Genomic DNA, 24,141 nt, shown 5'->3' with positions numbered 1-24,141 from the left:
CGGATCAGTGCAGGATCTGGCTCAGGAACAGTTTTGTGCGCTCGTGCTGCGGATTGTCGAAGAATTCGTCTGGCGAGTTCTGCTCGACGATCTGGCCCTGATCCATGAAGATCACACGGTTGGCGACCTGACGGGCGAAGCCCATTTCGTGCGTCACGCAGATCATGGTCATGCCTTCGGCAGCAAGGCTCACCATCGTATCCAGAACTTCCTTCACCATTTCCGGGTCGAGCGCCGATGTCGGTTCGTCGAAGAGCATGACCTTCGGGTTCATGCACAGGGCGCGGGCAATTGCCACGCGCTGCTGCTGGCCGCCCGACAGCTGCCCCGGATATTTGTTGGCCTGTTCCGGAATTTTGACGCGGGCCAGATAATGCATGGCGATTTCTTCCGCCTGCTTCTTCGGCATCTTGCGCACCCAGATCGGGGCAAGCGTGCAATTTTCCAAGATGGTCAGATGCGGAAAGAGGTTGAAGTGCTGGAACACCATGCCCACTTCGCGCCGCACTTCGTCAATCTTCTTGAGATCGTTGGTCAGTTCGATGTTGTCGACGACGATCTTGCCCTTCTGGTGCTCTTCCAGACGGTTGATGCAGCGGATCATGGTCGACTTGCCCGAACCGGACGGCCCCGCAACGACGATACGCTCCCCGCGCATCACCTTGAGATTGATGTCGCGCAAAACGTGAAACTCGCCATACCACTTATGCATATTGGTGATTTCGATGGCTACGTCGGTTTTCGAGACCTGCATCTTCGAACGATCGACTTCCACACCGATCTCGGATTGCGGCAGGGCGCTTTGTGCACTCATTTCCATTATTCCCTTTATTCTTATCGTTTATGACCCGTGTCGAGGCGTCGTTCCATGAATATAGAGTATCGCGACATTGCGAAACAGAAAATCCAGAAAACGAAACCCGCAAAGATCAGACCGGTGGCAGGTGTCTGTGGAGAAGCCCAGTTTGCATCGGAAAAGTTCTGACGGACGATGCCCAGCAGATCGAACATGCCGATGATGTAGACAAGGCTCGTATCCTTGAAGAGACCGATGAAAGTGTTGACGATTCCCGGAATGACGAGCTTCAGCGCCTGCGGCAATATGATCAGTCCGGTTTTCTGCCAGTAACTGAGGCCAAGCGCATCCGCACCTTCATATTGCCCGCGCGGGATAGCCTGCAGGCCACCGCGCACCACTTCCGCCATATAGGCCGAAGCGAAAAGCGCCACGCCGATGAGCGCACGCAGCAGCTTGTCGAACGTTACGCCCGGCGGCAGGAACAGCGGCAGCATGACACTGGCCATGAACAGCACCGTCACCAATGGGACACCACGCACCATTTCAATGAAAATGATGGAAAGCGTCTTGATGACCGGCAGCTTCGAGCGCCGCCCGAGCGCCAGCACGATGCCAAGCGGCAGCGAAACTGCGATGCCGACAAAGGACAGAACAAGCGTGACCAGAAGCCCGCCCCAGAGCGGGGTTTCCACGTAAGGAAGGCCGAACCAGCCGCCAACCAGCAGGAAGAAGGCGACAATCGGAAAGACCAGGAAGAACAGGATCGCGTTCAACCCCTTTTTCGGCGCCTTCGGGATCAGCAGCGGCACGAGCAGAACGATGAATATCAGCGCCGTCAGATTGACGCGCCAGCGTTCCGAAATCGGATAGCGGCCATAGAGAAACTGCTCGTATTTCGCATTCACGAAAGCCCAGCAGGCGCCCGACCAGCCTTCCGGTTGCGCGCCGCCTTGCGCGACGGTGAGGCAGGCGGTGCGATCCGCACCGGTCCACACGGCCTTGACGAACAGCCACTCGATGATCGGGGGAAGAAACCACGCGACAACCAGCAGGCCGAGAATGGTCAGCGCCGCATCGACGGGCGTTGCGAACAGGTTGACGCGCAGCCAGTGGGAAATGCCCTGCACCGAGCGCGGCGGCGCTTCGCCATCCACCATCTGCGTGCGGACATATTGGAGATCTGCGTTTTCCATTGTCATCTCTCCACCAGCGCCATCTTGGCATTGAACCAGTTCATGAGGCCGGAGGTAATCAGGCTGATGCCGAGATAGATCACCATCCAGATTGCCACGACTTCAACCGCCTGACCGGTCTGGTTGAGGATCGTTCCGCCGACCGCGACAAGATCGGGATAACCGATGGCAATGGCGAGCGACGAGTTCTTGATAAGGTTGAGATACTGGCTCGACAGCGGCGGAATGATGATGCGTAGCGCCTGTGGCACGATGATGAGGCGCATCGTCTGGCCGGGACGCAGGCCGACCGCATAGGCCGCTTCCGTCTGTCCCTTGTTGACGCCGAGGACACCGGCGCGGACCGTTTCTGCGATGAAGGACGCGGTGTAGAAGGACAGCGCCAGAAACAGGGCCAGAAACTCCGGCTTGACCTGCGCACCGCCCGACAGATTGAAGGTGCCGAGTTTCGGAAAGTCGAATGTGATCGGAAAGCCAGTCGCGATCAGCGCCAGGATCGGCAGGCCGATGATGAGCGCAGCCGATACGCGTATCGTGTGAAGGGGCTGGCCCGTCGCCATCTGGCGGCGTTTGGCCCAGCGCGCGACGACGACCGAAGCCACTATGCCGACAAGCAGCGCCACAGGCAGAAGCCACGCCCCCTCGCCCCACACCGGCGCGGGCATGAAGAAGCCGCGATTGTTAAGATATGTGCCGAGCGGGAGGGCGACACTGTCGCGAGCCTGCGGCAGCACCGACAGCACCCCGAAATACCAGAAAAAGATGACGAGCAGCGGCGGTATGTTGCGGAAGACCTCTACATAGACGGTACAGATCTTGCGGATCAGCCAGTTGCGCGAAAGACGCCCGATCCCGACCAGAAACCCGATGATCGAAGCCGTCACGACACCGAGCGCGGCCACGTAAAGCGTGTTCACGAGGCCGACGAGAAAGGCCCGGCCATAGTTTGAATCGCTGTTGTACTGAATGAGCGTCTGACTGATGTCGAAACCGGCGCGGCCATTGAGGAAGGCGAAGCCGGACGCAATATTTGCGCGCTGCAGATTGGTGATCGTGTTGCCGACGATCCAGTATATTGCGGCAATTACCGCCCCGAAGACAACCACCTGATAGAAGATGCCGCGAACGCGCGGATCATACAGGAGCGAGGTTCCGCCGCTATCCTGGCGGCGTTCAGTTGCAGAATAGGAAGCCATATGTTTCCTGAGCCTCTCGGCTGGCAGCATCGGCCCCAAACAAGAATGGCTGGCCCGTCTTTGCGGGGCAATTCCTGAAATGGGAGCATCGAATGCCGAACCGTTCGGTCTTGCCATTCCCTGTTCGAGCCCGTTTCGAGCTCACTTCCAACGGGGGACAGCAGGACGCGGTTAAATTCCCATAAGCAGCTTGTCAGCGTCAGACGGCCGCGCGATGCGGGCCAGCAGCAAACGGACAAACTGCAGAGCCGACAAATCCGGCGGGTGCATCCGCACCCGCCGATGATCAGTCGGGAAAGTGAGACCCGTTAGCGCACGGGGATGCCATATTGCAGGCCGCCCTTGTTCCACTGGGCGTTGATGCCGCGTGCAATCTTGAGCGGGCTGCCGGCGCCGATGTTGCGTTCAAAAATTTCGCCGTAATTGCCGACGCCCTTGATGATCTTCACAACCCAATCATTGTCGAGACCGAGATCGGTGCCGATCTTGGTGTCGGCTTCCACGCCGAGAAGACGCTTGATGTCTGGGTTGTCGGATTTCTTCATCTCTTCGACATTGGCCTGCGTAATGCCGTATTCCTCGGCGTTGAGCAGCGCATTGTGCGTCCAGCGAACAACGTCGGTCCACTTGGAATCGCCCTGACGAACGGTCAGGCCGAACGGTTCCTTGGAGATGATTTCCGGCAGGATGACGTGATCGTCCGGATTGGCAAGCGCCAGACGAACGCCGTAAAGGCTGGACTGGTCGGTCGTATAGGCATCGCAACGGCCGGAGTCGTAAGCGGCGTTCGCTTCTTCGATCTTTTCGAAGACGACCGGGTTATACTCCATCTTGTTGGAGCGGAAATAGTCCGCCATGTTCAGCTCGGTCGTCGTGCCGGCCTGAACGCAGATGGAAGCGCCGGAAAGCTGCAATGCGGAATTGATGCCCGACAGCTTCTTGGAATTGATCATGAAGCCCTGGCCGTCAAAGTAGTTGACGCCAGCAAAATCGAGGCCGAGCGCAGTGTCGCGGCTGATGGTCCAGGTCGTGTTGCGGATCAGGACGTCAATTTCACCCGACTGGAGGGCCGTAAAACGCTCCTTGGCGTTCAGCGGCGTGAACTTCACCTTGGTTGGATCGCCGAAAATCGCAGAAGCCACAGCGCGGCAATAGTCAACGTCGAAGCCCGACCATTCACCCTTGTCGTTGGGCGAAGCAAATCCGAGCAGACCCGTGTTGACACCGCACTGCAGAAAACCTTTCGCCTTCACATCGGAAAGCGTGTCAGCGGATGCTCCCGAAGCTGCGCCAAACAGCGCCACCGCACCCAATACACCCGTCATAAGAGTTTTTTTCATCTGGCCTGCAACCTTTTTGTTCCCTGGAGAGCGCCGAGCCTTTGGCTCACGGCGTCTCTTGTTGCTTTATTTTTTGCATAAACCCGTTGGATAAGTCGTGTGACCTCCCAAGCCCATGCCTCCAACAGATTGCCCTCACCCGAGACCGCTTTCCGGTCTTCGATTTTTGATTTGAGCGCAGTGACAAACCTGTCGCCTTCACGGGTCTTATCGAAGGCGAAATTTTGTCTTTGGTCAAGGCTTTAACGCAGCCTGATGAAAAGGCTTTCAAAAAAATGGAGGGGGAATTCTTTGAAAATTTACACGATTTCCCGATTTCTGGGTAGCCAGCTTCGTGAAAATGTCCCGTGCCGCACGCAAGCCCGGCACGGTGATTTATTCTAATGAATACAATTTATTACGCATCGCTACCATGTCGGATGGGCGGCGATTCCGGCAACTTGCGATGGAATCAGACGTGCGGCATCGCGCTTTCGCCATCCAAAGAAAAAATAATATTTCGCGTGGCCATATAGCGGGCCACCCACCAGGTCGTCACGAATCCGATTGTCAGACCGGCAACGACGTCGGTGGGATAGTGTGCCCCGGCTGCAAGCCTGCTGATCCCGAAGAGAATGCAGACGAGCACGGTGAGGATGCGCCAGCGCGGCAGGAATATCCAGAGCGAAACCATCATCACACCGGCCATCATGGAATGGCCGGAGGGGAAGCTTTCATAAAGAAACTGGCCGTTGAAAGGCGAGAAATAAGCCGCTCCCACGTCGTCGAGGAGAAACGGGCGCGCGCGACCGATGGCGAGTTTGCCGATTTCGACCGGCACGCTTGCGACAACGATCGAGGTCAGGATGAGCGTCGCCCAGCTGTGGAGCCTCACCAGCCATGATCTGGCGCCAGCACGCAGTTTCGGCGAAAGCAGGATCGCCGTGGCGAGCCATACGAGGATGCCGATTGCAAGCCAGACGACGGTGCGAATCGCATCCGTGACTGTCCGCAGGAATTCCATGACGAAACTGGTGCTTTGCGCGGTCACGCGAATGATGTCGGCGTCCCACAGATGCAGCACGAGAATGATGAAGGGCAGAAGCACGACGATTGCCGTCATTTCAAGCGTCCACGAGGACGGCGCCCCCTTATAGGCGGGGCGCAGCAGAGCTTTCAGAAGTTCCAGCGCCGCGCGAAAGGGATAAAGAAAAATGCTCTCCGTACCTGACGTCGCCATGCTGAAATGTCCTTTCACAAGCTTATTACGCAACAAATTGCGCGCGAGGTTGCATCCGCAACGCGCGCATCCTATCCAAGTATTCAAAGTTTCCGCCGCAGACGGAATCGCAGATCTTTTTGCCGCAGCCGACCTCGATGCGCCCGGCAGAATCCTCTCGTTCGAGAACCGGCGATAGCATGCAACATGGTCTGGAGGCATTTTCGTGACTAAGCAGCAGGGCAAGACAGAGAAGCTGGGAATAAACACGCGGCTCGCTCATGACGGTTATCAGCCGCGCGACTATCATGGCTTCGTCAACCCACCCGTTGTCCGCGCCTCAACCGTGCTTTTCCCCGATGCGGAAACAATGGCGACCGGCAACCAGAAATACACCTACGGCACGCGCGGCACGCCGACCAGCGATGCGCTCTGCAAGGCAATCGATGCGCTGGAAGGTTCGGCGGGCACGGTCTGCGTGCCGTCCGGCCTTGCAGCCGTCACGGTTCCGCTTCTCGCTTTCCTGTCGCCAGGCGATCACGCGCTGTTCGTCGATTCGATCTACAATCCGACCCGTCATTTTGCCGATACGATCCTGAAGCGCATGGGCGTGGAGGTCGAATATTACGATCCTGAGATCGGTTCCGGCATCGCGAAACTGATGCGCCCCAACACCAAGGTCGTGTTCACGGAATCGCCCGCCTCGAACACATTCGAGATGCAGGACATTCCGGCTATCGCGGAAGAAGCGCACAAGGGCGGCGCCATCGTCATGATGGACAATACCTGGGCCACCCCGCTTTACTTCAAGGCGCTCGATTTCGGGGTGGATATCACCATCCACGCATCGACCAAATATCCATCCGGTCATTCCGATATTCTGTTCGGCACGGTTTCCGCCAATGAAAAGTGCTGGCCGCAGCTTCTGGAAACGCACGGAACGCTGGGTCTTTGCACTTCGGCTGACGATACCTACCAGATCCTGCGCGGCCTGCGCACGATGGGCGTGCGGCTTGAACAACACCGCAAGAACGCGCTCGAAATCGCGCGCTGGCTCGAAGGCCACCCAGCTGTCGACCGCGTTCTGCATCCCGCGCTGGAAAGCCATCCCGGCCACGAAATCTGGAAGCGGGATTTTTCCGGCTCCTCCGGCATTTTCTCCGTCGTGCTTGCCCGTGGCGGGCAGAAGGAAGCCCATGCCTTCCTCGATGCGCTTGAGATTTTCGGGCTTGGCTACTCATGGGGCGGCTATGAAAGCCTTGCGGTTCATGTCCGCCTCAATGACAGGACCGTTGCCAAGGGCGACTATCCGGGACCGGTGATCCGCCTGCAAATCGGCCTGGAAGACGTGCCGGACCTCATTGCCGACCTCGAAAAAGGCTTCGCAGCGATCTAGGCTTATTTTTTGGCGGCCGTCTTGCGCGAGCGCGGGCCCGCTGGCTTCTTCGCCGCCTTCAATGGTTTCGGCTCTCTTTCGGAGAGCCCCTCCACGACGGCCTCCAGCATGGTGCAGGCGACGAAATCCGCCTGCATTTCTTCCCGCAGCGCCTCCCGGTCGACGGATCGCGCTTCGACCGGATCATGCCATAGCACCACGCCAATCCGAACGGAGGGTTGCAGCCGTCGCAAGCGGCGCACCGCAAACCGGGCACCGCGCGCCGCCTTCTGATCCAGAAAACAGATTATCAGCGTATCCCTTCCGGAAATATCCAGCTCCTTCAGGTTGGCGGGCGTGAGCGCATCGTGCGCGACGGCTTCTGCCGAGGCGCCCTGCACGGCAAGCACCTGCGCCAGCATGGCCGCCGCCGTGTCGTCGAGGCCTTTCCGCCCGCCGAACGTCAGAAGCGCCCGGCCTTCGCCGGAGGGGAGCTCCAGATCGGATTTGCTGCTATCACCATCCGGGTTTTCGATGGCGATTCCTTCGTCGTCGTCCTCCTCCTCGCTCGCGATCTGTTCGAGATTGGCCACCAGCGTCGCCGTGCTTTCGGTAACGATCTGCAACTGCTGCTCGGTCAGCACGCCGCGAAGCCGGTCGCGCTCTGCCATCAGAAGCGCGGGAACAGCGACCGAACCATAGAATTCGACCAGATATTTCTGTTCCAGCATTTCCTCGGCATTATCGGTCGCTTCATCCGGGTCGCCCGCCAGAAGGCGCTGATAGAGACGCTCCTTCGGATCAAGCACCGGCTCGTTGCCGAACAGGATTTCCAGAAATTCGAATTTCGGCACGTGACGCCCCAGCACCACGAGGCAGACCGTCAAAGGCGTCGACAGGACGAGCCCGACCGGCCCCCAGAGCCATGCCCAGAAAATTGCGGAAACGATGATCGCAAGCGGTGAAAGGCCGGTGCGCGAACCATAAAGCCACGGCTCGACCACATTATTGATAAGAAGCTCGATGACGACAAAGAGCCCGATGGTCCACAAAAGCAGGTTCCAGCCCGGCGCCACGGCAAAGGCGAGGAACAGCGGCAGGATAGCCGCGATCACCGGTCCGATATAGGGAACGAACCGCAGGACGATTGCCAGCATCCCCCACAGGGCCGCGTTGGGGATACCCAGAATCCAGAGACCGAAGGCGAGCGGCACGCCATAGGTTATATTCACCACAAGCTGGGTCAGCAGATATTGGCCGACGCGCTTTCCCGCATCCTGCAAGGCTTCGGTCGTGCGATGGAGATCGCCGTAGCCCACGAGCCTTATGAAACGGTCGCGCAGTTCCTCCCTTTCGAGCAGCATGAAGATCACCACGATGACGACGAGACCCGTCGTCGCCAGCGGACCGATGAGCGGTTCGATGATGCTCCTCAGCGTTTCAATCGGATGGCGCGGCGCGAATATCTGGACGAGGAGCGGCTTTTCCTCCGGCTGATCGGAAGGCAGCGCCTGCGTTTTCTGCTCCGGCCTGTTGATTTCCGTGCCGATGCGCTCGGCGAAGTTGTTGAGCCTGTCGATGAAACTGTTGTCGGAACCGGCTTCCTTGAGCGTCCTGATCTTCTCGATGATGTTGTACTGATAGTATGTAACATTCTGCGCGACTTCGGAGACCTGAAAGGCGAGCACGGCGCTGAATATAGCCACGACCATGAAACCGCCGGCCACGCTGGTAATCACCGCGAACAGACGCGGAAGGCCGGCCCGGCGCAAAAAGGCGACAATCGGCGCAAGTGCAAATGTCAGCAGCACCGCAATGGCAAGCGGCAGGAAGACATCCTTTGCGAAATAGAGAATGGCGACGGCGACAGCCATTGCCGCCAGGGTGGGCAAGCGTGGCGGTGCCGACGTGATCGGACGCACCGCGGAATCCCCCTCGTTGATACTATTCATGAACCCCTCTTTTTGCCTCGTTATTATTTTGGCTTGTCGGCCAAGTAACTGAAAAAGGAGGCGATCGGTTCCATATCACAGCGGAACAGGCAACATGGTAAATTAGATAACACTAATGATAATTATTCACGCGTCGCGGCAGCGATTCTGGAAATAAATATTAATATAATCACAATATAGAGCCTGTATAAAATACCGGAACTACCAGAATTTCATGGGGGACGCCTTGTCGATAAAGCCACCAACAAAACTTATCAATCACCACTTATGCTTAGCTCTGCTTACTCTACTTTTGGTAGCAGCTTCGTCATTCTCCCACGCCCAGCAACCACCGAAGCCTGTGCAGGTCGGCGTCTATGTCAGCGAGCCTTTCGTCAACAAGGAGGGCGATACCTATTCGGGCATGGCCATCGACATCTGGCACGATATTGCCACGCGCATGAATCTTGCCTCGCAATATGTGGAATATCCGAACTATGGCGCACTGGTGAAGGCTGTCGCCGAAGGCAAGGTCGAAGCCGGCGTCACCAATCTGACGATTACAGAGAGCCGGGCGGAAATCATCGATTTCACGCATCCATGGTTCGATGCGGGCTTGCGCATCATGATCCACACCCAGGCGGGCAGCGGCTGGGACGATCTTATCGATCGCCTGGATAATGCCGGGCATCTGGCGACCTATGCCTGGATACTGTCCATTCTCATCGCCGCCACGGTGGTGCTGACGATCTTCGACCGGCGTTTCGATGACAGCTTTCCGAAGCGTTGGCGCGAGGGGCTGGCGGAGAGCTTCTATCACGTCGTTTCGATTGCGACCTCCGGCAAAACCTCGCGCAAGAACCTGTTCGGCTGGGTGGGACGCATCTGGCAGACATTCTGGATGGTGTTCGGCATTGCGATCATCGCTTACCTGACATCGTCGATTACCAGCGTCATGACCGTCGCCCACATCGAAAACAGCATTTCCAGCCTGTCGGACCTGCAGGGAAAATCCGTCGGCGTACGCGCGGGCAGCGTCGCCGAACAGTTCCTGAAATCACGCTCCATCGCGACCGTGCCCTTCGACCATATGCCGGAAGCCGCCGAGGCCCTCGTCAATGATGAAATTGCGGCGATTGTAGGCGACGGTCCCGTTCTGGAATATTATGCCCATCAGCATGCCGACATGCCTGTTGATCTCGTCGGCAATGTGTTCAGCCCCGACAAGTACGGCTTCGCCTTCCCGCGCCAGAGCGCACTTGTCAAACCGGCGAGCGTGGCGATCATCAGCGCGCATGAGAATGAGGAAATCGCCCGGCTGAAAGCCAAATATTTCGGACCCGAGAACTGACGCTCAGACGCAAGAAAGGCGGCCACTGGCCGCCTTTTTTCATTTCTGCAAGGGATTTTACCGTCCCGCGACGATGGACGAAATGATGCCGGTTGCAATGCCGATCAGCATGTAGTCGTTGTTGACCTTGACCCAGTGATAACCGCGCGGCGGCTGGCGCAGCTTGTAGCGCGAATAGTTGTTCACGACATGACCGCGATAGTTCGGCGGCAGGCGGTTGCCCTTCTTCCAGCTCTGATGACGGCGATTGTCGTACTTGCGCGCATCGTATTTCGGGCCGCCCTTGTGCATCTGGCTGTGAGACGGCTTGCCATGATGCGCGGGGTAGGACTGGGCCATGGCAGCAGGCGCGGCGAGAAACGAAAGGGCGGTAAGAGCAATCACGATCTTCTTCATATCGGCATCCTTTGTTGTATTCGATGGGAGGACAATGCGCCCGCTAATGTGAATGACAAGTGAATGGGACCATTAAATAAGTTTAATGATTTCATCGGCCTGGAACAAAGCCGCGATCGTGCGTTTCCCATCCGCACGAAATGCGCTAGGTAGAAACCAAATTCGTGCGCACCCCGAAAAAGGGGCAAGTGTCAGAGGACTGGATGATGATGAACTGGGTTTTCATTCTGCAGGGTGTTATTGCGTGCGGACTGGCCGGACTGGCCGTCGCAGTCATCCTGCGGCACCGCCGCCACTGACACGGAGTCGGTCCGCGATATTTTTCGCACCGGCCGGCCGGTTCCAAAGCAACGGAACATGAAGTCAATCGTTTAAGCTTGGTCTGATATTTCTCAGGAGGAGACAAGAATGCGGAAAGTAGCACTTGGGTTGGTTGCCCTGCTCGCAATAACGGGCTGCACCACCACGGAAAAAGATCTTTCCATCGGCACTGGCGCAGGCGCCATCATTGGCGGCATTGCGGGTGGCGGACGCGGCGCATTGATCGGTGCCGGCGCGGGCGCGCTGGGTGGCCTGCTGGTGCGTGAATTGCGCAACGGGAATTGCCAGTATCGCGACCGCCATGGCCGCATGTATGTGGCTCGCTGCAGGCGATAGTCCGGCAATTCAAGGTTTATCGAAAGCGCCGGTTCTCCGGCGCTTTTGCTTTGCGACGTCTTCGCCTTGCCTGCCCTGATTGGAACCTTTGCTCGCCGCTGTCGTTTTATACGCAATAGAGACAGTTGAGGAGAATTCCGATGAAGCTTGTTCTCAAAGCCGCCCTTGTCGCCCTGGGCGTATTTGCGGCGGGCGCGGCGCAGGCGGCGAACGCCATATCCACCACCAACCTCAATATCCGCACCGGCCCCGGCACGCGCTATGCGACGCTGGGCTCCATCCCGAGCGGGGCGCCCGTGAACGTGCGCGGCTGCACCTCCGGTTACGGCTGGTGCCAGGTCAGCTACGGCCCGACCTTTGGCTGGGCCTCGTCACGTTATCTGGCATTCCGGGAGGGGACGTCCGGCGGTTATTCGGATGATTTCGGGCGAACGGCTGCGCTGATCGGCATTCCGCTGATTGCTGGCGTCGCCATAGGCTCGGCTCTCAATGACCGCGACGACTACTGGTATCGCGACCGCCGCTATTACCGGAACAGACATTGGGACCGCCGCGATTGGCGCGACCGTCCTCGCTGGCACGGCGATCGCGGGCCGCGGGTTTACCTGAGGCAGCGCGGGCCGGATGGTCCGCACGGACAATAACCGACTGTCGAACACGGACAGAAGACGCCGCGAAAGGAGCCATTTCGCGGCGTTTGTGTCCAAGCTTTTCAGTGATCTCAGGAGATGTCCAGACATTGGCTGAGGGAAGCAACCTTACCTGAAGTCTCAAGGCGTTCAGCTCACGCAAGTTTATCGGAGGTATAGAAATTCGCTTTATGAAACAGTAACTCGCAATCGTTAATCGATAAATGTCACGATAACTTTTTTCTGTTTCTGGACAGTGACGTCGTAGGAACCACTATTTTTCCAATAAACGCCGGGCGTATCAGCAAACAGGAGCGTTAACTCCCCATCAGCCGGGACACTCCAGTTGAGTACACCCGTGCCGATAGGGTACTGGGTTTTGTCGTCACCAATCAGCGCCACGAGCTTGAATAACGCATCATCTACTTTCCCAGAGGTGGGAATGGCTGACGATGGATCGGCCCAGTGGGTATCATCGCCACCGAATCTTACATAACCGGAAGCTTTAACGGTAATGATGTCTCCCGTCTTGAGCTGCAACCCCGTTTTTTGACCGTTTTCCAACGTGGAATCGACTTTTCCGACCCATGTTAATTGTTCTTCCATCTTAATATTCCTTTAAATTATACAAGCGATTTTCAAGATATAAATAGCGTTATGAGCATTATTAATAAGAAGCCCATAGAATCTAATATTATTGATTTCCTTTCAGAAGGAACGGAGAAAGCTCTTATTAATCGATAAACGTCACAATAATATTTTTCTGCTTCTGAACCGTAACATCGAAGGAGCCGCTATTATTATAATAACCGCCTGGCGAGTCTGTAAATAAGAGGGTTAACTCTCCATCAGCCGGGACGCTCCAATTAATCACACCGGTGCCTATCGGGTAACGGGTTTTGTCCTCGCCAATTAGTGCTACCAGCTTAAGAATTTCATCATCTGCTTTCCCGGAAGGGGGGATGGCAGATGACGGGTCCGCCCAATGGTTGCTGTTACTGCCAAATTTTACATAGCCTGAAGCGATAACGGTGATGACATCGCCCTTTTTCAGTTGCAGCCCTGTCTTCTGTCCCTGCTCCAAGCTCGCATCCACTTGTCCGGTCCATGTCATTTGTTCGTTCATTTGAGCATTCCTCTGACTTATTTGATAAATTCGGTGATTTATGAACTATACTGAACAACTATTTTAGGGAACGTCCTAGGAAAGAGTATTGGCATTCCTGACAGGCTGAATGGAAAACTTGCCCTTAGTTGATGCATGTTACGATAAGCTGTTTTTGCTTCTGGACCGAGACGTCGTAGGAGCCGCTGTTGTCGCCATACGCCCGAGGTTTATCAACAAATAGGAAGGTCAACTCACCCTCAGCCGGGGACACTCCAATTAAGCACCCCGGTGCCGATTGGATAGTGAGTTCCCTCGTCACCAATCATCGCTACGAGTCCGTGTTCGTATCCGTCATCTCCATAGGGCGGAATAACAGATGCCGGGTTGGCCCATTGGTTATCGCCGATGCCGAATTTCACGTAGCCCGAGGCGATAACGGTAATGATGTCTCCCTTTCGGAGCTGTAGTCCGGTTTTTTGACCTTGCTCCAAATTCGCAGCAACTTTTCCGGTCCATGTCATTTGTTCGTTCATTTGAAAATTCCTCTGACGTATTTGAGCTTTTTTTGATTTTTATTAACTATACCGACACCTAATTTACGAAAATTCCAGATAAATATTATCGGCATTTCTAACAGGCTAAATGGGAAAACTTGCCGTTAGTTGACGCAGGTTACGATAAGCTGTTTTTGCTTCTGGACCGTGACGTCGTAGGAGCCGCTGTTGTCGCCATACGCCCGAGGTTTATCAACAAATAGGAAGGTCAACTCACCCTCAGCCGGGACACTCCAATTAAGCACCCCGGTGCCGATTGGATAGTGAGTTCCCTCGTCACCAATCATCGCTACGAGTCCGTGTTCGTATCCGTCATCTCCATAGGGCGGAATAACAGATGCCGGGTTGGCCCATTGGTTATCGCCGATGCCGAATTTCACGTAGCCCGAGGCGATAACGGTAATGATGTCTCCCTTTCGGAGCTGTAGTCCGGTTTTTTGACCTTGCTCCAAATTCGCAGCAACTTTTCCGGTCCATGTCATTTGTTCGTTCATTTGAAAATTCCTTTCGATTGGTTGACCAATTGGTGAGTTGTTTGGAAACCCGCCGAATGCTCAGTTTAAGGAACGGCCAAGGGAATGGTATTGGCGTTTCTGACAGGTTTGCTGGTGCGTGAATTGCGCAACGGGAATTACCTGTATCGCGACCGCCATGGCCGCATTCATGTGGCTCGCTGCAGGCGATAGTCCGGCAATTCAAGGTTTGAGACAGTTGAGGAGAATTCCGATGAAGCTTGTTCTCAAAGCCGCGCTTGTCGCCCTGGGCGTATTTGCGGCGGGCGCGGCGCAGGCGGCGAACGCCATATCCACCACCAATCTCAATATCCGCACAGGCCCCGGCACGCGCTATGCGACGCTGGGCTCCATCCCGAGCGGGGCGCCCGTGAACGTGCGCGGCTGCACCTCCGGTTACGGCTGGTGCCAGGTCAGCTACGGCCCGACCTTTGGCTGGGCCTCATCACGTTATCTGGCATTCCGGGAGGGGACATCCGGCGGTTATTCGGATGATTTCGGGCGAACGGCTGCGCTGATCGGCATTCCGCTGATTGCTGGCGTCGCCATAGGCTCGGCGCTCAATGACCGCGACGACTATTGGTATCGCGACCGCCGCTATTACCGGAACAGACATTGGGACCGCCGCGATTGGCGCGACCGTCCTCGCTGGCACGGCGATCGCGGTCCTCGGGTTTACCTGAGGCAGCGCGGGCCGGATGGTCCGCACGGACAATAACCGACAGTCGAACACGGACAGAAAACGCCGCGAAAGGGAGCCATTTCGCGGCGTTTGTGCGGAGATTTTGACGCTCCCGACGCCGACAGGATTCGGTTAGCGCCGGGCCGCTTGGAAAAGGCCGTCCCTGAAGTGCGACGGCCGATATCGGCGGGCTTCAATTTACTTCGAGCACATCGCCAGTGCGCCGGTCAATAACCACCCGCATATCGTCGCCGCGTCTGTCTGCTCCACGCACGACGATTACGTTTCTACGCCGGGAGACGTCATCGACTTCCCGCATTCCTTCCCGATAGGCGATCCGCGCCGCCTGTCTTTCGCCAATTTCACGGCCACGCATCGGTGAACGATCTCGATCCCGGTCCGGGTTGACCTGAATACCGTTCGGACCGATCTCGATGCTTTGCGCGTGCGCGGGAGCAACTGAAATGAGCGAGGTCAGTACGACCGCCGCGATTGCTGAAAACTTGTACATGACATTCACCCACTGTTTGTTTGGGCCCACCGCGGGGATTAACCAACGGGAACGCCGGCGGTTCCTCCAGGAGCGCTCAACTCTCTTAACGTCCCGAATTTCCCGTGATTTTGTGTGGGTTTCTGCCGAGTTCCGGCTTTCTCTGAAGGAGTTGCCGCGATGGGCTTAGGCGGAAGGCGGGCGCATCGAGAGGAGATTATGACCTGGGGAAAGCCGGTAGAGGTAGTTGTATGGGGTCGGTCATACCGAGTTGTACCGGATCGGCGACAGTCGCCCGATGCCTGACTGGCCATTTGGAATGGCTTGCAGAACACCGCAAGAAAATCCTCTTGTGAAAACGGCAAAAACTGCTGCGCTGGCAATTCGCCCTTCTTTTTCATTTGGCTGAATACGCGTGCGTCGTTAATTAGAAGCAAATCGCCAGAAAACGGGGTAACAGAGGCTCAGCGCAACTATTATCCAAATAATCCGCCATATTGGCCGATTAGTCCAGACAAACGCCAATCCAATAATGAGGGCAGCGACAACCAGCGTTGCAGGCCAGCCTACGGCGAGGACGATTATAAGTACGTCCCACAAACTTAAAGAGTTCAACATATTAAACGGATAGCCAGGTGATATTGAAGATGGAGCAGGGCAAAAAGTGAACAGTTCTGTAACCGCCCCAAAGTGCTGTAAACCAGCCACGAACCTCCAACCACCTAAATGATTGAAAAGGTTGGCGATCCCGACAGGATTCGAACCTGTGACCATCGGCTTAGAAGGCCGGTGCTCTATCCAGCTGAGCTACGGGACCTCGCCTTTCGAAAAAGATCGAAGATATTTCAACAAGGGCAAGGCTTTGCCAGCAAAGCCTTGCCGAATTAACGCATTGCCCGGCCTGAAGCAAATTGTCAGGCCATACAGGCGGTCAGTGCGTCCAGGGCATTGTCCGGTCGAAACGGAAATTATCCGAATAGGAAACCTTGCGGCGCTTCGGCTCGTTCGGCTCGAAAACGCGATATGCAATGCCGTTGCGCTTTGCATAATCGACGGCTTCTTCCTGGGTGGCGAAGAACAGACGAATCTGGCTCTTCATATCGCCGGAAGAAGTGTAGCCCATCAAAGGCTCAACCATGCGGGGGCTTTCCGGCTCATATTCCAGAAGCCACTGGTCTGTCTTGGCCTGACCGGACTGCATGGCAGTCTTAGCTGGACGGTAGATACGTGCAACCATTTGAAGAACCCTGAACTACTCTCTTGCCCACCGGGGAGCTGAAAATCCACCAAGGCAATAGTTTACACGTGAATGCATGTCAACGCGATAAAGGCGCACGCCACAGGCTGTGGCGGGACGTTCATATATCGGCCATTTAATCCTTGGGGAAGATGGTCGGAGCGGCAGGATTCGAACCTGCGACCCCCTGATCCCAAATCAGGTGCGCTACCAGACTGCGCTACGCTCCGTCGCTTTCAAGCGGGTGCGGCTTCACTAGATAATCAAACGAGATAAAGCAAGAGGCAAATTTGTCAGATCGCACTTTTTCCTTTCAATCCGAACAGGATGGCCTTCAATGGTGCCGACAGGGCGAACCTACGCCGAGCTCCGCTTGCATCGATGTCCGTTGTGCAAAGCTCCTTCCGGAACCAAATCGCCGGTGCCCGCGTTCTCACTTCACGACCAACCACTGGAGACTGAATGTGAATAGAAACGGGCTTTATCTGATTATTGGCGCGCTGATCGTCGTGGCCGCAGGGCTGGCGGTTTATGTCTATCGCGAAGAGACCAAACCCGCCGGGATCGAGATGAAAATTGGAGAAGGCGGCGTTTCCATTCAGGAAAATTGAGATCGAAACAGAGTTATAAACATATAAACCGATTAAGATTTCAAACGCTTACGCTTTGTGATGCAACGTTTTCCCCCTCGCCATGTTATTTGGGGCGCCAGATAAAACGGAGGACTAAATGGGTATCCAGACTGTTTCCGATGAGCTTTATCGTCGTCATGAACGCGAATGGGCAGAGCTGCGCAACGCGGTTGAAGCAAGCGAAGCCAACCAGCGGCAGCAGGAGAAGGCTTCCGGCCAGACCTCCTGTGATCAGAAGACGTCTGGCCAGCAGTAAGTCTTGCAGCCTTGCCTCGAAACGCCGCGAAAGCGGCGTTTTTTGTTTCCGCCTCATCGGTCGGGCTGCGCCCGCCTGAAGCTCCGGTAACCAAATGCGAAGGAACAATTGGTAGCGTCTCCCCATCGCGATTCGAACAGGAGACAGACGATGGCTGCACGCAAACGCACCACCCGCTCGCCCAAGCGCTCCACCAAGCGTTCAAGCACGTCGTCGGGCAAATCTTCGGGCTCGTCCACCCCCCTGCTCGCGCTTGCCGCAATTCTGGGTCTCGGTGCGTTCAGCCTGTGGGCAACCTCCCAGCACAAGAGCCCGCAAGCGGCGATAACTGCCCTGTTCCAGCGCCCTACTTCCAAGCCGGTTTCGCAGCCCGCTGCGCGAACGGAACCGAAGGCGACCGTCACCAGCAAGGCGCCTGAAAGCAAGGCGCCGTCGAAGGATTTTGGCGCTGCCGTCGGCCCCGTGCCTCGCCCGTCCGCGCCCGTTGCAGCTCCCGCGCCGCAAAAGCCGGTGCAGCAGGCGGCAATCCAGACCGCTCCCCCGCCTCGCCCCGCAAGCCAGGTTGTTGCGCCCCCACCCCCGCCGCCCGCGGCTGCGCTGCGCTCCCTGCCGCCGCGCGGCGTCAACACACCGGCCAGCTCGCCCTCGGTAATTTACGCCAAGGCGCGCCTCACCATCCACAAGAATGCCTGGGACAAGTCGCCGTCCATCGGCGTCGTGGAAAAAGGCCGCGAGATGCGTTCCTATGGAAAGACCGGGCGCTGGCATCGCGTGATCGTCCCGAAGACGAACATGATCGGCTGGGTGCATGAAGACCAGCTCATCGGCGGGCGCAACAAGCCGGACAGCGCAAGCCTGATAACCGGCTCCATTGCGAAGAAGCAGCAAACCGCGACCGCAGCCGCTCCCAAACAGGCTCCGGGTCCGGCGCATTCGCGCATGGAACCGCCCAAGGCTGTCGGCCAGAAGAACTAATCCAGACGACGCGCCATTGCTTCCAGCTGCCCGTCGCCCGGCAGATAATCGAACCCGGCATCGATCAGCGATGAAGTGTCGGCGACCAGATCGCCATAAAGCTGGCCGTAAAGACCGCCTTTGCCCGCAGCCGTAAGCAGGAGCCGCATGAGAACCGGCGGAACGGGCAGAAGCCGCGAGGGTTTTCCCAAGGCAGCGCGCAACTTCGTCACCAGCTCTTTTGTCGAGCGCGGTTGCGGTTCGGCAAGATGAAACACCCGCCCGGCAACCTTGTCCGCAGGCGCAACGCTTAAGAATGCCAGCGCACGTGCGACATTCTCAAGAGACACGAAACTGCGCCGGTTATTTGCCAGACCGAAAGGCAGCGGCAATCCGCTATCGCAGAGCCTTATCAGCGCTTTCAGGTTCGCCCGCGCGCCGGGACCGTAAACGAGAACCGGGCGGGCGATGACGAACTCGATCCCGCTTAATTCCCGCAGATCGGCTTCGGCCCTGGCCTTGGCGCGCCCATAATCGTCACGCGGCTTCAGCGGCATGTCCGGCGTCAGTGGCGACGGGTTTCCGGCAATCGTATAGATCGTGGACACGAAAACGAAGCGCCTGACACCGGTTGCCTTTGCCTTGACGGCAAGTTCCACTGCCAGCCGATGATTGACCGCATCGAAGGTGGCGGCATCGGGACGTTCCGCGCCGGTCCGATGCGCGAGTGCCGCACAATGGACGACGGTTTCCACGCCTGAAAAATCGGGGTCAGACAGATCATTGCGGGACAGAGGCAGCACTTCATGCCCCTCACCGGCCAGCATTTGCGTCAATGCGCTTCCGATGAAACCGCCTGCCCCGGTGACCGCTATCTTCATCCTCAGCGGTCCGGCTGTTCGCTATCGGCCAGAACCTGAGCGGCAAGCGTGCGCGTGATGCGGCTTTTCTGTTCCAGCGCCGCCCGGTCGAGCTTGTCGACAATGCGGATTGCCGACAGAAGCGAGCGCTCTATCCGGCTGACCAGATAGGCGACGACATGCGGCTCGACGCTCACCTGCCGGTCAGCAAAGAGCTTGTGAATGACGCCGGAAAGCAAGAGGTCGTCCGGTTCGGCAATTTCCACGACGGTCGCAGCCTTGAGGCGCGAGGCAAGATCTGGAAGCTTGACGTTCCAGTTCGCGGGCCACAGCCGTGACGTCATGAGCAAGGAAGGTCCAATTCCCTGCGCCGCATTCTGCCGGACGCTGTTGATGAGGTGGAAAAGCCCGGTTTCATCGAAAGGCGTGGCGCCTATATCGTCGATCAACACGGGATATTCGGCAGCGCCGTTCACGGCCTCTTCGGTGATGTTGGAAGGATCGACCAGCAGCGCGCCCGTTCCGGCGCGCCAGATTTCCGCCAGATGCGTCTTGCCCGAGCCGGTCGGTCCGGCAAGGATCGTGACCGGAGACAGCCAGTTCGGCCAGCGGTCGATGAGATCGATGGCGGCGCGGTTGGAGCCCGTGACGATCAGGTCTTCCCGGTGATAACCGGGCTGATGCTCAAGGTTCAACGGAATCTGGCGCGGTGCCTCACGCATCGCGGCCTCCTGCAAGCCTTGCCCGGTTATGACCCAATCTCATTTCTCTCTGCCCGCATTCTCGCCTGCCTCGATCAGCGGTCCGGCATCCGGGTCCGGCTGATGATAGGCAGGATCATACATCGGTGAGTGGAGATAGCTATTCAGCGCGAACCGCACAAGCACCCCGACCGCAGCCGCGGCAGGCACCGCGACCAGCATTCCGGTGAAGCCGAACAGCGAACCGAAGGCGAAAAGCGCAAACATGAGCCAGACCGGATGCAGGCCGACCGACGAGCCGACAAGCTTCGGCTGGAGGATGTTGCCTTCCACGAACTGGCCAAGGAAAAACACGGCGGCAACAGCGCCGATCATGATCCAGTCAGGCCAGAACTGGACCAGCGCGACGCCGATGGCGAGCGCCAGACCGACGAAGGAGCCGATATAGGGAATAAAGCTGATGAGACCGGCGAAAAAGCCGATCAGCAGGCCGAAATTGAGCCCTGTCAGCGTAAGGCCGATGGCGTAATAGGTTCCAAGAATGAGGCAGAGCGTTCCCTGCCCGCGAATGAAACCGGCAACGGCTGCGTTCATCTCGCGTGCAATGCGGCGCACCGTGTGAAGCTGGCGGCGCGGCACCCATGAATCGATGCTCGAGACCATGCGGTCCCAGTCCAGAAGCATGTAGAACGCGACCACCGGCGTGACGACGAAAAGCCCCGCAATATCGATCAGCGATTTCCCCGAATTCCACAGGGACTGAAGCAAGGTCGACAGGAAACCGGCGCCCTGCTGGAGCAGGGAACTGAGATTTTGCTGAATGACGGAGCTGTCGATGCCGATATATTTCTTCAGCCATTGCGAATCCTCATTCGCCAGAAGCGATTGCAGCTGGGTGATGTATTCGGGGATTTTGGAAATGAAATCCGCAAGCTGCGTTGCGAGGATCGGCACGACGATCATCAGGCCGAGGATCAGTGCCATTAGGAAGATGAGCAGGATGACGACCGTGGCGGCAAGCCGCGAAAGGCCGAGACGTTCCAGCCGGTCGGCAACAGGATCGAGGAAGTAGGCCAGCGCCATTCCGGCCACGAAAGGTAGCAGGACGGAACTGAACACGACGAGGAACAGCACGAAGATCGCGACTGCGCCCACCCAGAACATCGCCTGGCGGCGCACCGAAGAACCTGTCAGCGCGCCCACTTCCACATTGACGTGAATGTCGCCGTCGCGAACCTTCGCTTCCGATTGGCGGATCGTTCGGCTGGCGGTGGTGCGCGTGGGTGTCGGCTTCTTGACCATGGGCTTCTATTTCCAGGAAACGTATTGGATAGAGCCAGTCCTGATAGCAGAATGGCGTTACGGATATCTTATTGCGGTCGGGAACAAGTTAGAACGGTTGCTGAGGATTGCAATGTCTGTGCGAAAAGCCTGACGAAACACAACCTCCTATCGAGTTATGGACGGTGCTTTACGATTTCAGGCAGAATCCTGCGCTGTTTCACTCTTTTCGGGCCTTGTGGCCTTGCAGGCAGCGCCGTCTCGTGTCATTGCGCGCACATTCTCTGTTTATCGCATTTTCTCAAGCAAAACCGTTACACGCTTTTGCCGAAAATGCATTAGACAGCTGCGTGGAAAAGCACCCAGTTTCAGGAGCAGGCCATGACCATGGAAAACAAGCCCGCCGATAAGCCCGCCGACAAGTCTGCTGCCCAGAATGGCCTGACCTATGCGCAGGCTGGCGTCGACATCGATGCCGGTAACCTGATGGTCGAGAAGATCAAGCCGCTCGTGCGTTCCACGCGCCGCCCCGGTGCGGACGGCGAGATCGGCGGCTTTGGCGGCCTGTTCGACCTCAAGGCTGCGGGCTTCAAGGACCCGGTGCTCGTTGCCGCCAATGATGGCGTCGGCACCAAATTGAAGATCGCCATCGATGCAGACAAGCACGACACGGTGGGCATCGATCTGGTTGCCATGTGCGTCAACGATCTCGTCGTGCAGGGTGCGGAACCTCTCTTCTTCCTCGATTATTTTGCGACCGGCAAGCTTTCGCCAGATCAGGGCGTCGATATTGTCGCGGGCATTGCCGAAGGATGCCGTCAGGCAGGCTGCGCGCTGATCGGCGGTGAAACCGCTGAAATGCCGGGCATGTACCGCGACGGCGATTATGATCTTGCCGGTTTCGCGGTTGGCGCGGCTGAGCGCGACCGCCTGCTGCCGCGTGGCGACGTTGCCGAAGGTGACGTCATTCTCGGCCTTGCTTCGTCCGGCGTTCATTCCAACGGATTTTCGCTGGTGCGCCGCATCGTCGAGCTCTCCGGCCTCGGCTGGAAGTCCGATGCACCGTTCCAGCCGGGCGCGACGCTCGGTGAAGCGCTGCTGACCCCAACGCGCATCTATGTGAAGCCGCTTCTCGCCGCGATCCGCGCGTCGGACGGCATCAAGGCGCTGGCGCACATCACTGGCGGCGGTTTTCCGGACAATATCCCGCGCGTCCTGCCGGAAGGTCTTGCTGCCGAAATCGACCTTGCGTCGATTGCCGTTCCGCCGGTCTTTTCCTGGCTTGCCAAGACGGGCGGCGTCGAGCCGAACGAAATGCTGCGCACCTTCAACTGCGGCATCGGCATGATCGCTGTCGTGAAGCCTGAAAAGGTCGAGGAAGTCGTGGCCGCGCTTGCCACCGAAGGCGAAAAAGTCGTCACGCTTGGCCGGATGGTCAAGCGCGAGAAGGACGGCGTGGTCTACAAGGGCCAGCTTTCACTATGAGCCGCAAGCGGGTCGTCATCTTCATTTCGGGCGGCGGCTCCAATATGGAGGCGCTGATCCGCGCAGCTGAAGCCCCCGGTTTTCCGGCGGAAGTGGTGGCGGTCTTTTCCGACAAGGCAGAAGCTGGCGGTCTTGCCAAGGCGCAAGCCGCCGGTATTGCCACGCAGGTTTTCAAGCGCAAGGATTATACCTCGAAGGATGAGCATGAAGACGCCATTCTGGAGGCCCTTGCCGCGTTGCAGCCGGATATTATCTGCCTTGCCGGTTACATGCGTCTTCTGTCGGGCCGCTTCATTGCTCCCTATGAAGGCCGCATTCTCAACATTCATCCTTCGCTGCTCCCGCTCTTTCCGGGGCTTCATACCCATCAGCGCGTGCTCGATGCGGGCATGAAAATTGCTGGCTGCACGGTGCATCTTGTGACCGAAGGGATGGATGAAGGTCCAATTCTGGCGCAGGCGGCGGTGCCGGTGCTCGCCGGTGACAATGCCGAAGTCCTCGCAGCCCGCGTTCTGAAAGCCGAGCATCGCCTCTATGCTTTGGCGCTGCGCAAATTTGCCGGCGAAAAGCCGGAAGCGGCAGAACCGGCAGACGCCTTGATTGTCAGCGCCTGACCCGCGGCAAAATCATCACACACGAAGTTTTTTGTTAACGAAACTTTAATTTCCCGCAAAAAGCTCTAATTCCCCCTCGTAACGGAACTTGCTTCGGCAAACCCCGTTAAGAGTCGTGGAACGCGACTCTTTCAATATGTTTTCAGAAGAGGACAAAGACATGTCTCTCCGTTTTTCGACTTCCTTCCTTTCGGCAATGGCCGTGGTTTCCGGCATTGCGGTTACGGCTCCAGCTCTCGCAGCCGACTTCGTAGCTCCTCCCGCTTCGGGTCGCACCCAGCCGCGTTCGGAAGTCGGTATGCTGTCCTGCGATATTTCTCCTGCCATCGGCGTCATCATCGGCAGCCAGCAGGATGTGGATTGCGTATTCCGGCCTGCCCGCGGCCGCGGCCCGCTTGAGCATTACACCGGGACGATCACCAAGATCGGCGTCGACGTCGGCTTCATCAATGGCGGCCGTGTCGCCTGGGCCGTATGGGCTCCGAGCGTTCGCCCCGAAGGCGCGCTTCAGGGCCGCTATGTCGGCGCTTCGGCCAATGCGGCTATCGGCGTCGGCTTCGGCACCAATGTCCTGACCGGCGGTTCGTGGAAGACGATTTCGCTGCAGCCGATTTCGGTTCAGGGACAGCGCGGCCTGAATGCGGCTGTCGGTGTTTCGAAGCTGAAACTGCGTTACGCTGGCTAACGAGCCCAAAATCAACAACGCCCGG

General features: G+C 57.5%; 28 protein-coding genes and 2 tRNA genes. 11 read left to right on the top strand and 19 right to left on the bottom strand.

The window, feature by feature from the left end; all coding sequences use genetic code 11:
- Positions 1-4: 4 nt before the first annotated feature.
- The 5 genes from J9800_RS14250 to lpxE all read right to left on the bottom strand — a co-directional run bounded on the left by J9800_RS14250 (position 5) and on the right by lpxE (position 5,747).
- Positions 5-814, bottom strand: coding sequence for an amino acid ABC transporter ATP-binding protein (locus J9800_RS14250; RefSeq protein WP_006472418.1), 810 nt, complete (start codon positions 812-814; stop codon positions 5-7).
- Between the two features lie 20 nt (positions 815-834).
- A complete protein-coding gene (locus J9800_RS14245; protein ID WP_112589567.1) occupies positions 835-1,992 on the bottom strand; it encodes an amino acid ABC transporter permease in 1,158 nt (385 codons plus the stop codon).
- 2 nt (positions 1,993-1,994) lie between these two features.
- A complete protein-coding gene (locus J9800_RS14240; protein ID WP_210845860.1) occupies positions 1,995-3,188 on the bottom strand; it encodes an amino acid ABC transporter permease in 1,194 nt (397 codons plus the stop codon).
- 308 nt (positions 3,189-3,496) lie between these two features.
- Positions 3,497-4,528: an amino acid ABC transporter substrate-binding protein gene (locus J9800_RS14235; protein WP_112589571.1), complete on the bottom strand. Its 1,032-nt coding sequence runs from the start codon at positions 4,526-4,528 to the stop codon at positions 3,497-3,499.
- 451 nt (positions 4,529-4,979) lie between these two features.
- Complete coding sequence (lpxE, locus tag J9800_RS14230; RefSeq protein ID WP_114215690.1) at positions 4,980-5,747, bottom strand: lipid A 1-phosphatase LpxE; 768 nt, start codon at positions 5,745-5,747, stop codon at positions 4,980-4,982.
- 205 nt (positions 5,748-5,952) lie between these two features.
- On the opposite strand from lpxE, the gene J9800_RS14225 reads away from it, so the two are divergent.
- Positions 5,953-7,122, top strand: coding sequence for a cystathionine beta-lyase (locus tag J9800_RS14225; protein WP_112589577.1), 1,170 nt, complete (start codon positions 5,953-5,955; stop codon positions 7,120-7,122).
- A gap of 2 nt (positions 7,123-7,124) precedes the next feature.
- On the opposite strand, the gene J9800_RS14220 is transcribed toward J9800_RS14225, so the two are convergent.
- Positions 7,125-9,053, bottom strand: coding sequence for an AI-2E family transporter (locus tag J9800_RS14220; RefSeq protein ID WP_114215691.1), 1,929 nt, complete (start codon positions 9,051-9,053; stop codon positions 7,125-7,127).
- Between the two features lie 292 nt (positions 9,054-9,345).
- Here J9800_RS14220 and J9800_RS14215 point away from each other — a divergent pair, with 292 nt between their 5' ends.
- Positions 9,346-10,383, top strand: a complete 1,038-nt coding sequence (locus tag J9800_RS14215; RefSeq protein WP_114215692.1) for a transporter substrate-binding domain-containing protein — start codon at positions 9,346-9,348, stop codon at positions 10,381-10,383.
- 57 nt (positions 10,384-10,440) lie between these two features.
- Here J9800_RS14215 and J9800_RS14210 read toward each other — a convergent pair whose 3' ends face one another.
- Positions 10,441-10,779: an RcnB family protein gene (locus J9800_RS14210; RefSeq protein ID WP_112589583.1), complete on the bottom strand. Its 339-nt coding sequence runs from the start codon at positions 10,777-10,779 to the stop codon at positions 10,441-10,443.
- 408 nt (positions 10,780-11,187) lie between these two features.
- Between J9800_RS14210 and J9800_RS14205 the strand changes: the two genes are divergently transcribed.
- Together J9800_RS14205 and J9800_RS14200 are read left to right on the top strand one after the other, a co-directional pair.
- Positions 11,188-11,436, top strand: a complete 249-nt coding sequence (locus J9800_RS14205) for a YMGG-like glycine zipper-containing protein (RefSeq protein WP_114215693.1) — start codon at positions 11,188-11,190, stop codon at positions 11,434-11,436.
- A 140-nt stretch (positions 11,437-11,576) separates the two neighbouring features.
- Positions 11,577-12,080 (top strand): SH3 domain-containing protein, encoded by a 504-nt coding sequence (locus J9800_RS14200; RefSeq protein ID WP_114215730.1) that lies wholly within the window; start codon positions 11,577-11,579, stop codon positions 12,078-12,080.
- Positions 12,081-12,278: 198 nt separating this feature from the next.
- Here J9800_RS14200 and J9800_RS14195 read toward each other — a convergent pair whose 3' ends face one another.
- The 5 genes from J9800_RS14195 to J9800_RS14175 all read right to left on the bottom strand — a co-directional run bounded on the left by J9800_RS14195 (position 12,279) and on the right by J9800_RS14175 (position 14,221).
- On the bottom strand, positions 12,279-12,671 hold the full coding sequence (locus tag J9800_RS14195) for a LecA/PA-IL family lectin (protein ID WP_114215731.1): 393 nt from the start codon (positions 12,669-12,671) through the stop codon (positions 12,279-12,281).
- A 127-nt stretch (positions 12,672-12,798) separates the two neighbouring features.
- Entirely contained in the window at positions 12,799-13,191 is a 393-nt protein-coding gene (locus J9800_RS14190; RefSeq protein ID WP_205315915.1) for a LecA/PA-IL family lectin, read from the bottom strand.
- A 124-nt stretch (positions 13,192-13,315) separates the two neighbouring features.
- A complete protein-coding gene (locus tag J9800_RS22230) occupies positions 13,316-13,444 on the bottom strand; it encodes a LecA/PA-IL family lectin (RefSeq protein ID WP_353618738.1) in 129 nt (42 codons plus the stop codon).
- On the bottom strand, positions 13,431-13,706 hold the full coding sequence (locus J9800_RS14180) for a LecA/PA-IL family lectin (RefSeq protein WP_210845858.1): 276 nt from the start codon (positions 13,704-13,706) through the stop codon (positions 13,431-13,433). Before J9800_RS14180 ends, J9800_RS22230 begins: the two co-directional genes overlap by 14 nt.
- A gap of 125 nt (positions 13,707-13,831) precedes the next feature.
- Positions 13,832-14,221, bottom strand: a complete 390-nt coding sequence (locus J9800_RS14175; protein WP_210845857.1) for a LecA/PA-IL family lectin — start codon at positions 14,219-14,221, stop codon at positions 13,832-13,834.
- A gap of 232 nt (positions 14,222-14,453) precedes the next feature.
- On the opposite strand from J9800_RS14175, the gene J9800_RS14170 reads away from it, so the two are divergent.
- On the top strand, positions 14,454-14,957 hold the full coding sequence (locus J9800_RS14170; RefSeq protein WP_114215730.1) for an SH3 domain-containing protein: 504 nt from the start codon (positions 14,454-14,456) through the stop codon (positions 14,955-14,957).
- A gap of 157 nt (positions 14,958-15,114) precedes the next feature.
- Here J9800_RS14170 and J9800_RS14165 read toward each other — a convergent pair whose 3' ends face one another.
- The 4 genes from J9800_RS14165 to J9800_RS14150 form a co-directional block, all read right to left on the bottom strand.
- Positions 15,115-15,432 carry a PepSY domain-containing protein gene (locus tag J9800_RS14165; protein WP_112589589.1) on the bottom strand — a complete coding sequence of 106 codons (318 nt, stop codon included), beginning with the start codon at positions 15,430-15,432 and terminating at the stop codon, positions 15,115-15,117.
- A 719-nt stretch (positions 15,433-16,151) separates the two neighbouring features.
- Positions 16,152-16,228: transfer RNA gene (locus J9800_RS14160), tRNA-Arg, on the bottom strand.
- Positions 16,229-16,342: 114 nt separating this feature from the next.
- Entirely contained in the window at positions 16,343-16,648 is a 306-nt protein-coding gene (locus tag J9800_RS14155) for an ETC complex I subunit (RefSeq protein WP_114215733.1), read from the bottom strand.
- A gap of 153 nt (positions 16,649-16,801) precedes the next feature.
- Positions 16,802-16,878 (bottom strand) — tRNA-Pro (locus J9800_RS14150).
- Positions 16,879-17,112: 234 nt separating this feature from the next.
- On the opposite strand from J9800_RS14150, the gene J9800_RS14145 reads away from it, so the two are divergent.
- The 3 genes from J9800_RS14145 to J9800_RS14135 all read left to right on the top strand — a co-directional run bounded on the left by J9800_RS14145 (position 17,113) and on the right by J9800_RS14135 (position 18,511).
- Positions 17,113-17,259, top strand: coding sequence for a hypothetical protein (locus tag J9800_RS14145; protein WP_010661698.1), 147 nt, complete (start codon positions 17,113-17,115; stop codon positions 17,257-17,259).
- Positions 17,260-17,377: 118 nt separating this feature from the next.
- A complete protein-coding gene (locus tag J9800_RS14140; protein WP_205315916.1) occupies positions 17,378-17,536 on the top strand; it encodes a hypothetical protein in 159 nt (52 codons plus the stop codon).
- Positions 17,537-17,686: 150 nt separating this feature from the next.
- Complete coding sequence (locus tag J9800_RS14135; RefSeq protein ID WP_114215734.1) at positions 17,687-18,511, top strand: hypothetical protein; 825 nt, start codon at positions 17,687-17,689, stop codon at positions 18,509-18,511.
- Here J9800_RS14135 and J9800_RS14130 read toward each other — a convergent pair.
- The 3 genes from J9800_RS14130 to J9800_RS14120 are packed head-to-tail and all read right to left on the bottom strand — an operon-like array spanning position 18,508 to position 21,353.
- Positions 18,508-19,371 carry an NAD-dependent epimerase/dehydratase family protein gene (locus J9800_RS14130; protein WP_114215735.1) on the bottom strand — a complete coding sequence of 288 codons (864 nt, stop codon included), beginning with the start codon at positions 19,369-19,371 and terminating at the stop codon, positions 18,508-18,510. The two genes, J9800_RS14135 and J9800_RS14130, sit on opposite strands and share 4 nt — an antisense overlap.
- A 2-nt stretch (positions 19,372-19,373) precedes the next feature.
- Positions 19,374-20,072: a DnaA regulatory inactivator HdaA gene (gene hdaA, locus J9800_RS14125; protein WP_114215736.1), complete on the bottom strand. Its 699-nt coding sequence runs from the start codon at positions 20,070-20,072 to the stop codon at positions 19,374-19,376.
- A 39-nt stretch (positions 20,073-20,111) separates the two neighbouring features.
- The gene (locus J9800_RS14120) at positions 20,112-21,353 is read right to left on the bottom strand and encodes an AI-2E family transporter (RefSeq protein ID WP_205315917.1); all 1,242 of its coding nucleotides are present in this window, start codon (positions 21,351-21,353) and stop codon (positions 20,112-20,114) included.
- 360 nt (positions 21,354-21,713) lie between these two features.
- Between J9800_RS14120 and purM the strand changes: the two genes are divergently transcribed.
- From purM to J9800_RS14105, 3 genes are all read left to right on the top strand, one after another.
- Positions 21,714-22,817 carry a phosphoribosylformylglycinamidine cyclo-ligase gene (purM, locus tag J9800_RS14115; protein WP_114215737.1) on the top strand — a complete coding sequence of 368 codons (1,104 nt, stop codon included), beginning with the start codon at positions 21,714-21,716 and terminating at the stop codon, positions 22,815-22,817.
- Positions 22,814-23,431, top strand: coding sequence for a phosphoribosylglycinamide formyltransferase (gene purN, locus J9800_RS14110; RefSeq protein WP_114215738.1), 618 nt, complete (start codon positions 22,814-22,816; stop codon positions 23,429-23,431). Before purM ends, purN begins: the two co-directional genes overlap by 4 nt.
- Positions 23,432-23,591: 160 nt before the next feature.
- A complete protein-coding gene (locus J9800_RS14105; protein ID WP_112592155.1) occupies positions 23,592-24,116 on the top strand; it encodes a DUF992 domain-containing protein in 525 nt (174 codons plus the stop codon).
- Positions 24,117-24,141 lie beyond the last annotated feature (25 nt).

The organism is Ochrobactrum sp. AP1BH01-1 (genome assembly GCF_018066705.1).
Lineage (GTDB): Bacteria > Pseudomonadota > Alphaproteobacteria > Rhizobiales > Rhizobiaceae > Brucella.
The sequence above is the reverse complement of the archived record's forward strand: the minus strand, read 5'-3'. Positions and strand labels throughout refer to the sequence as shown.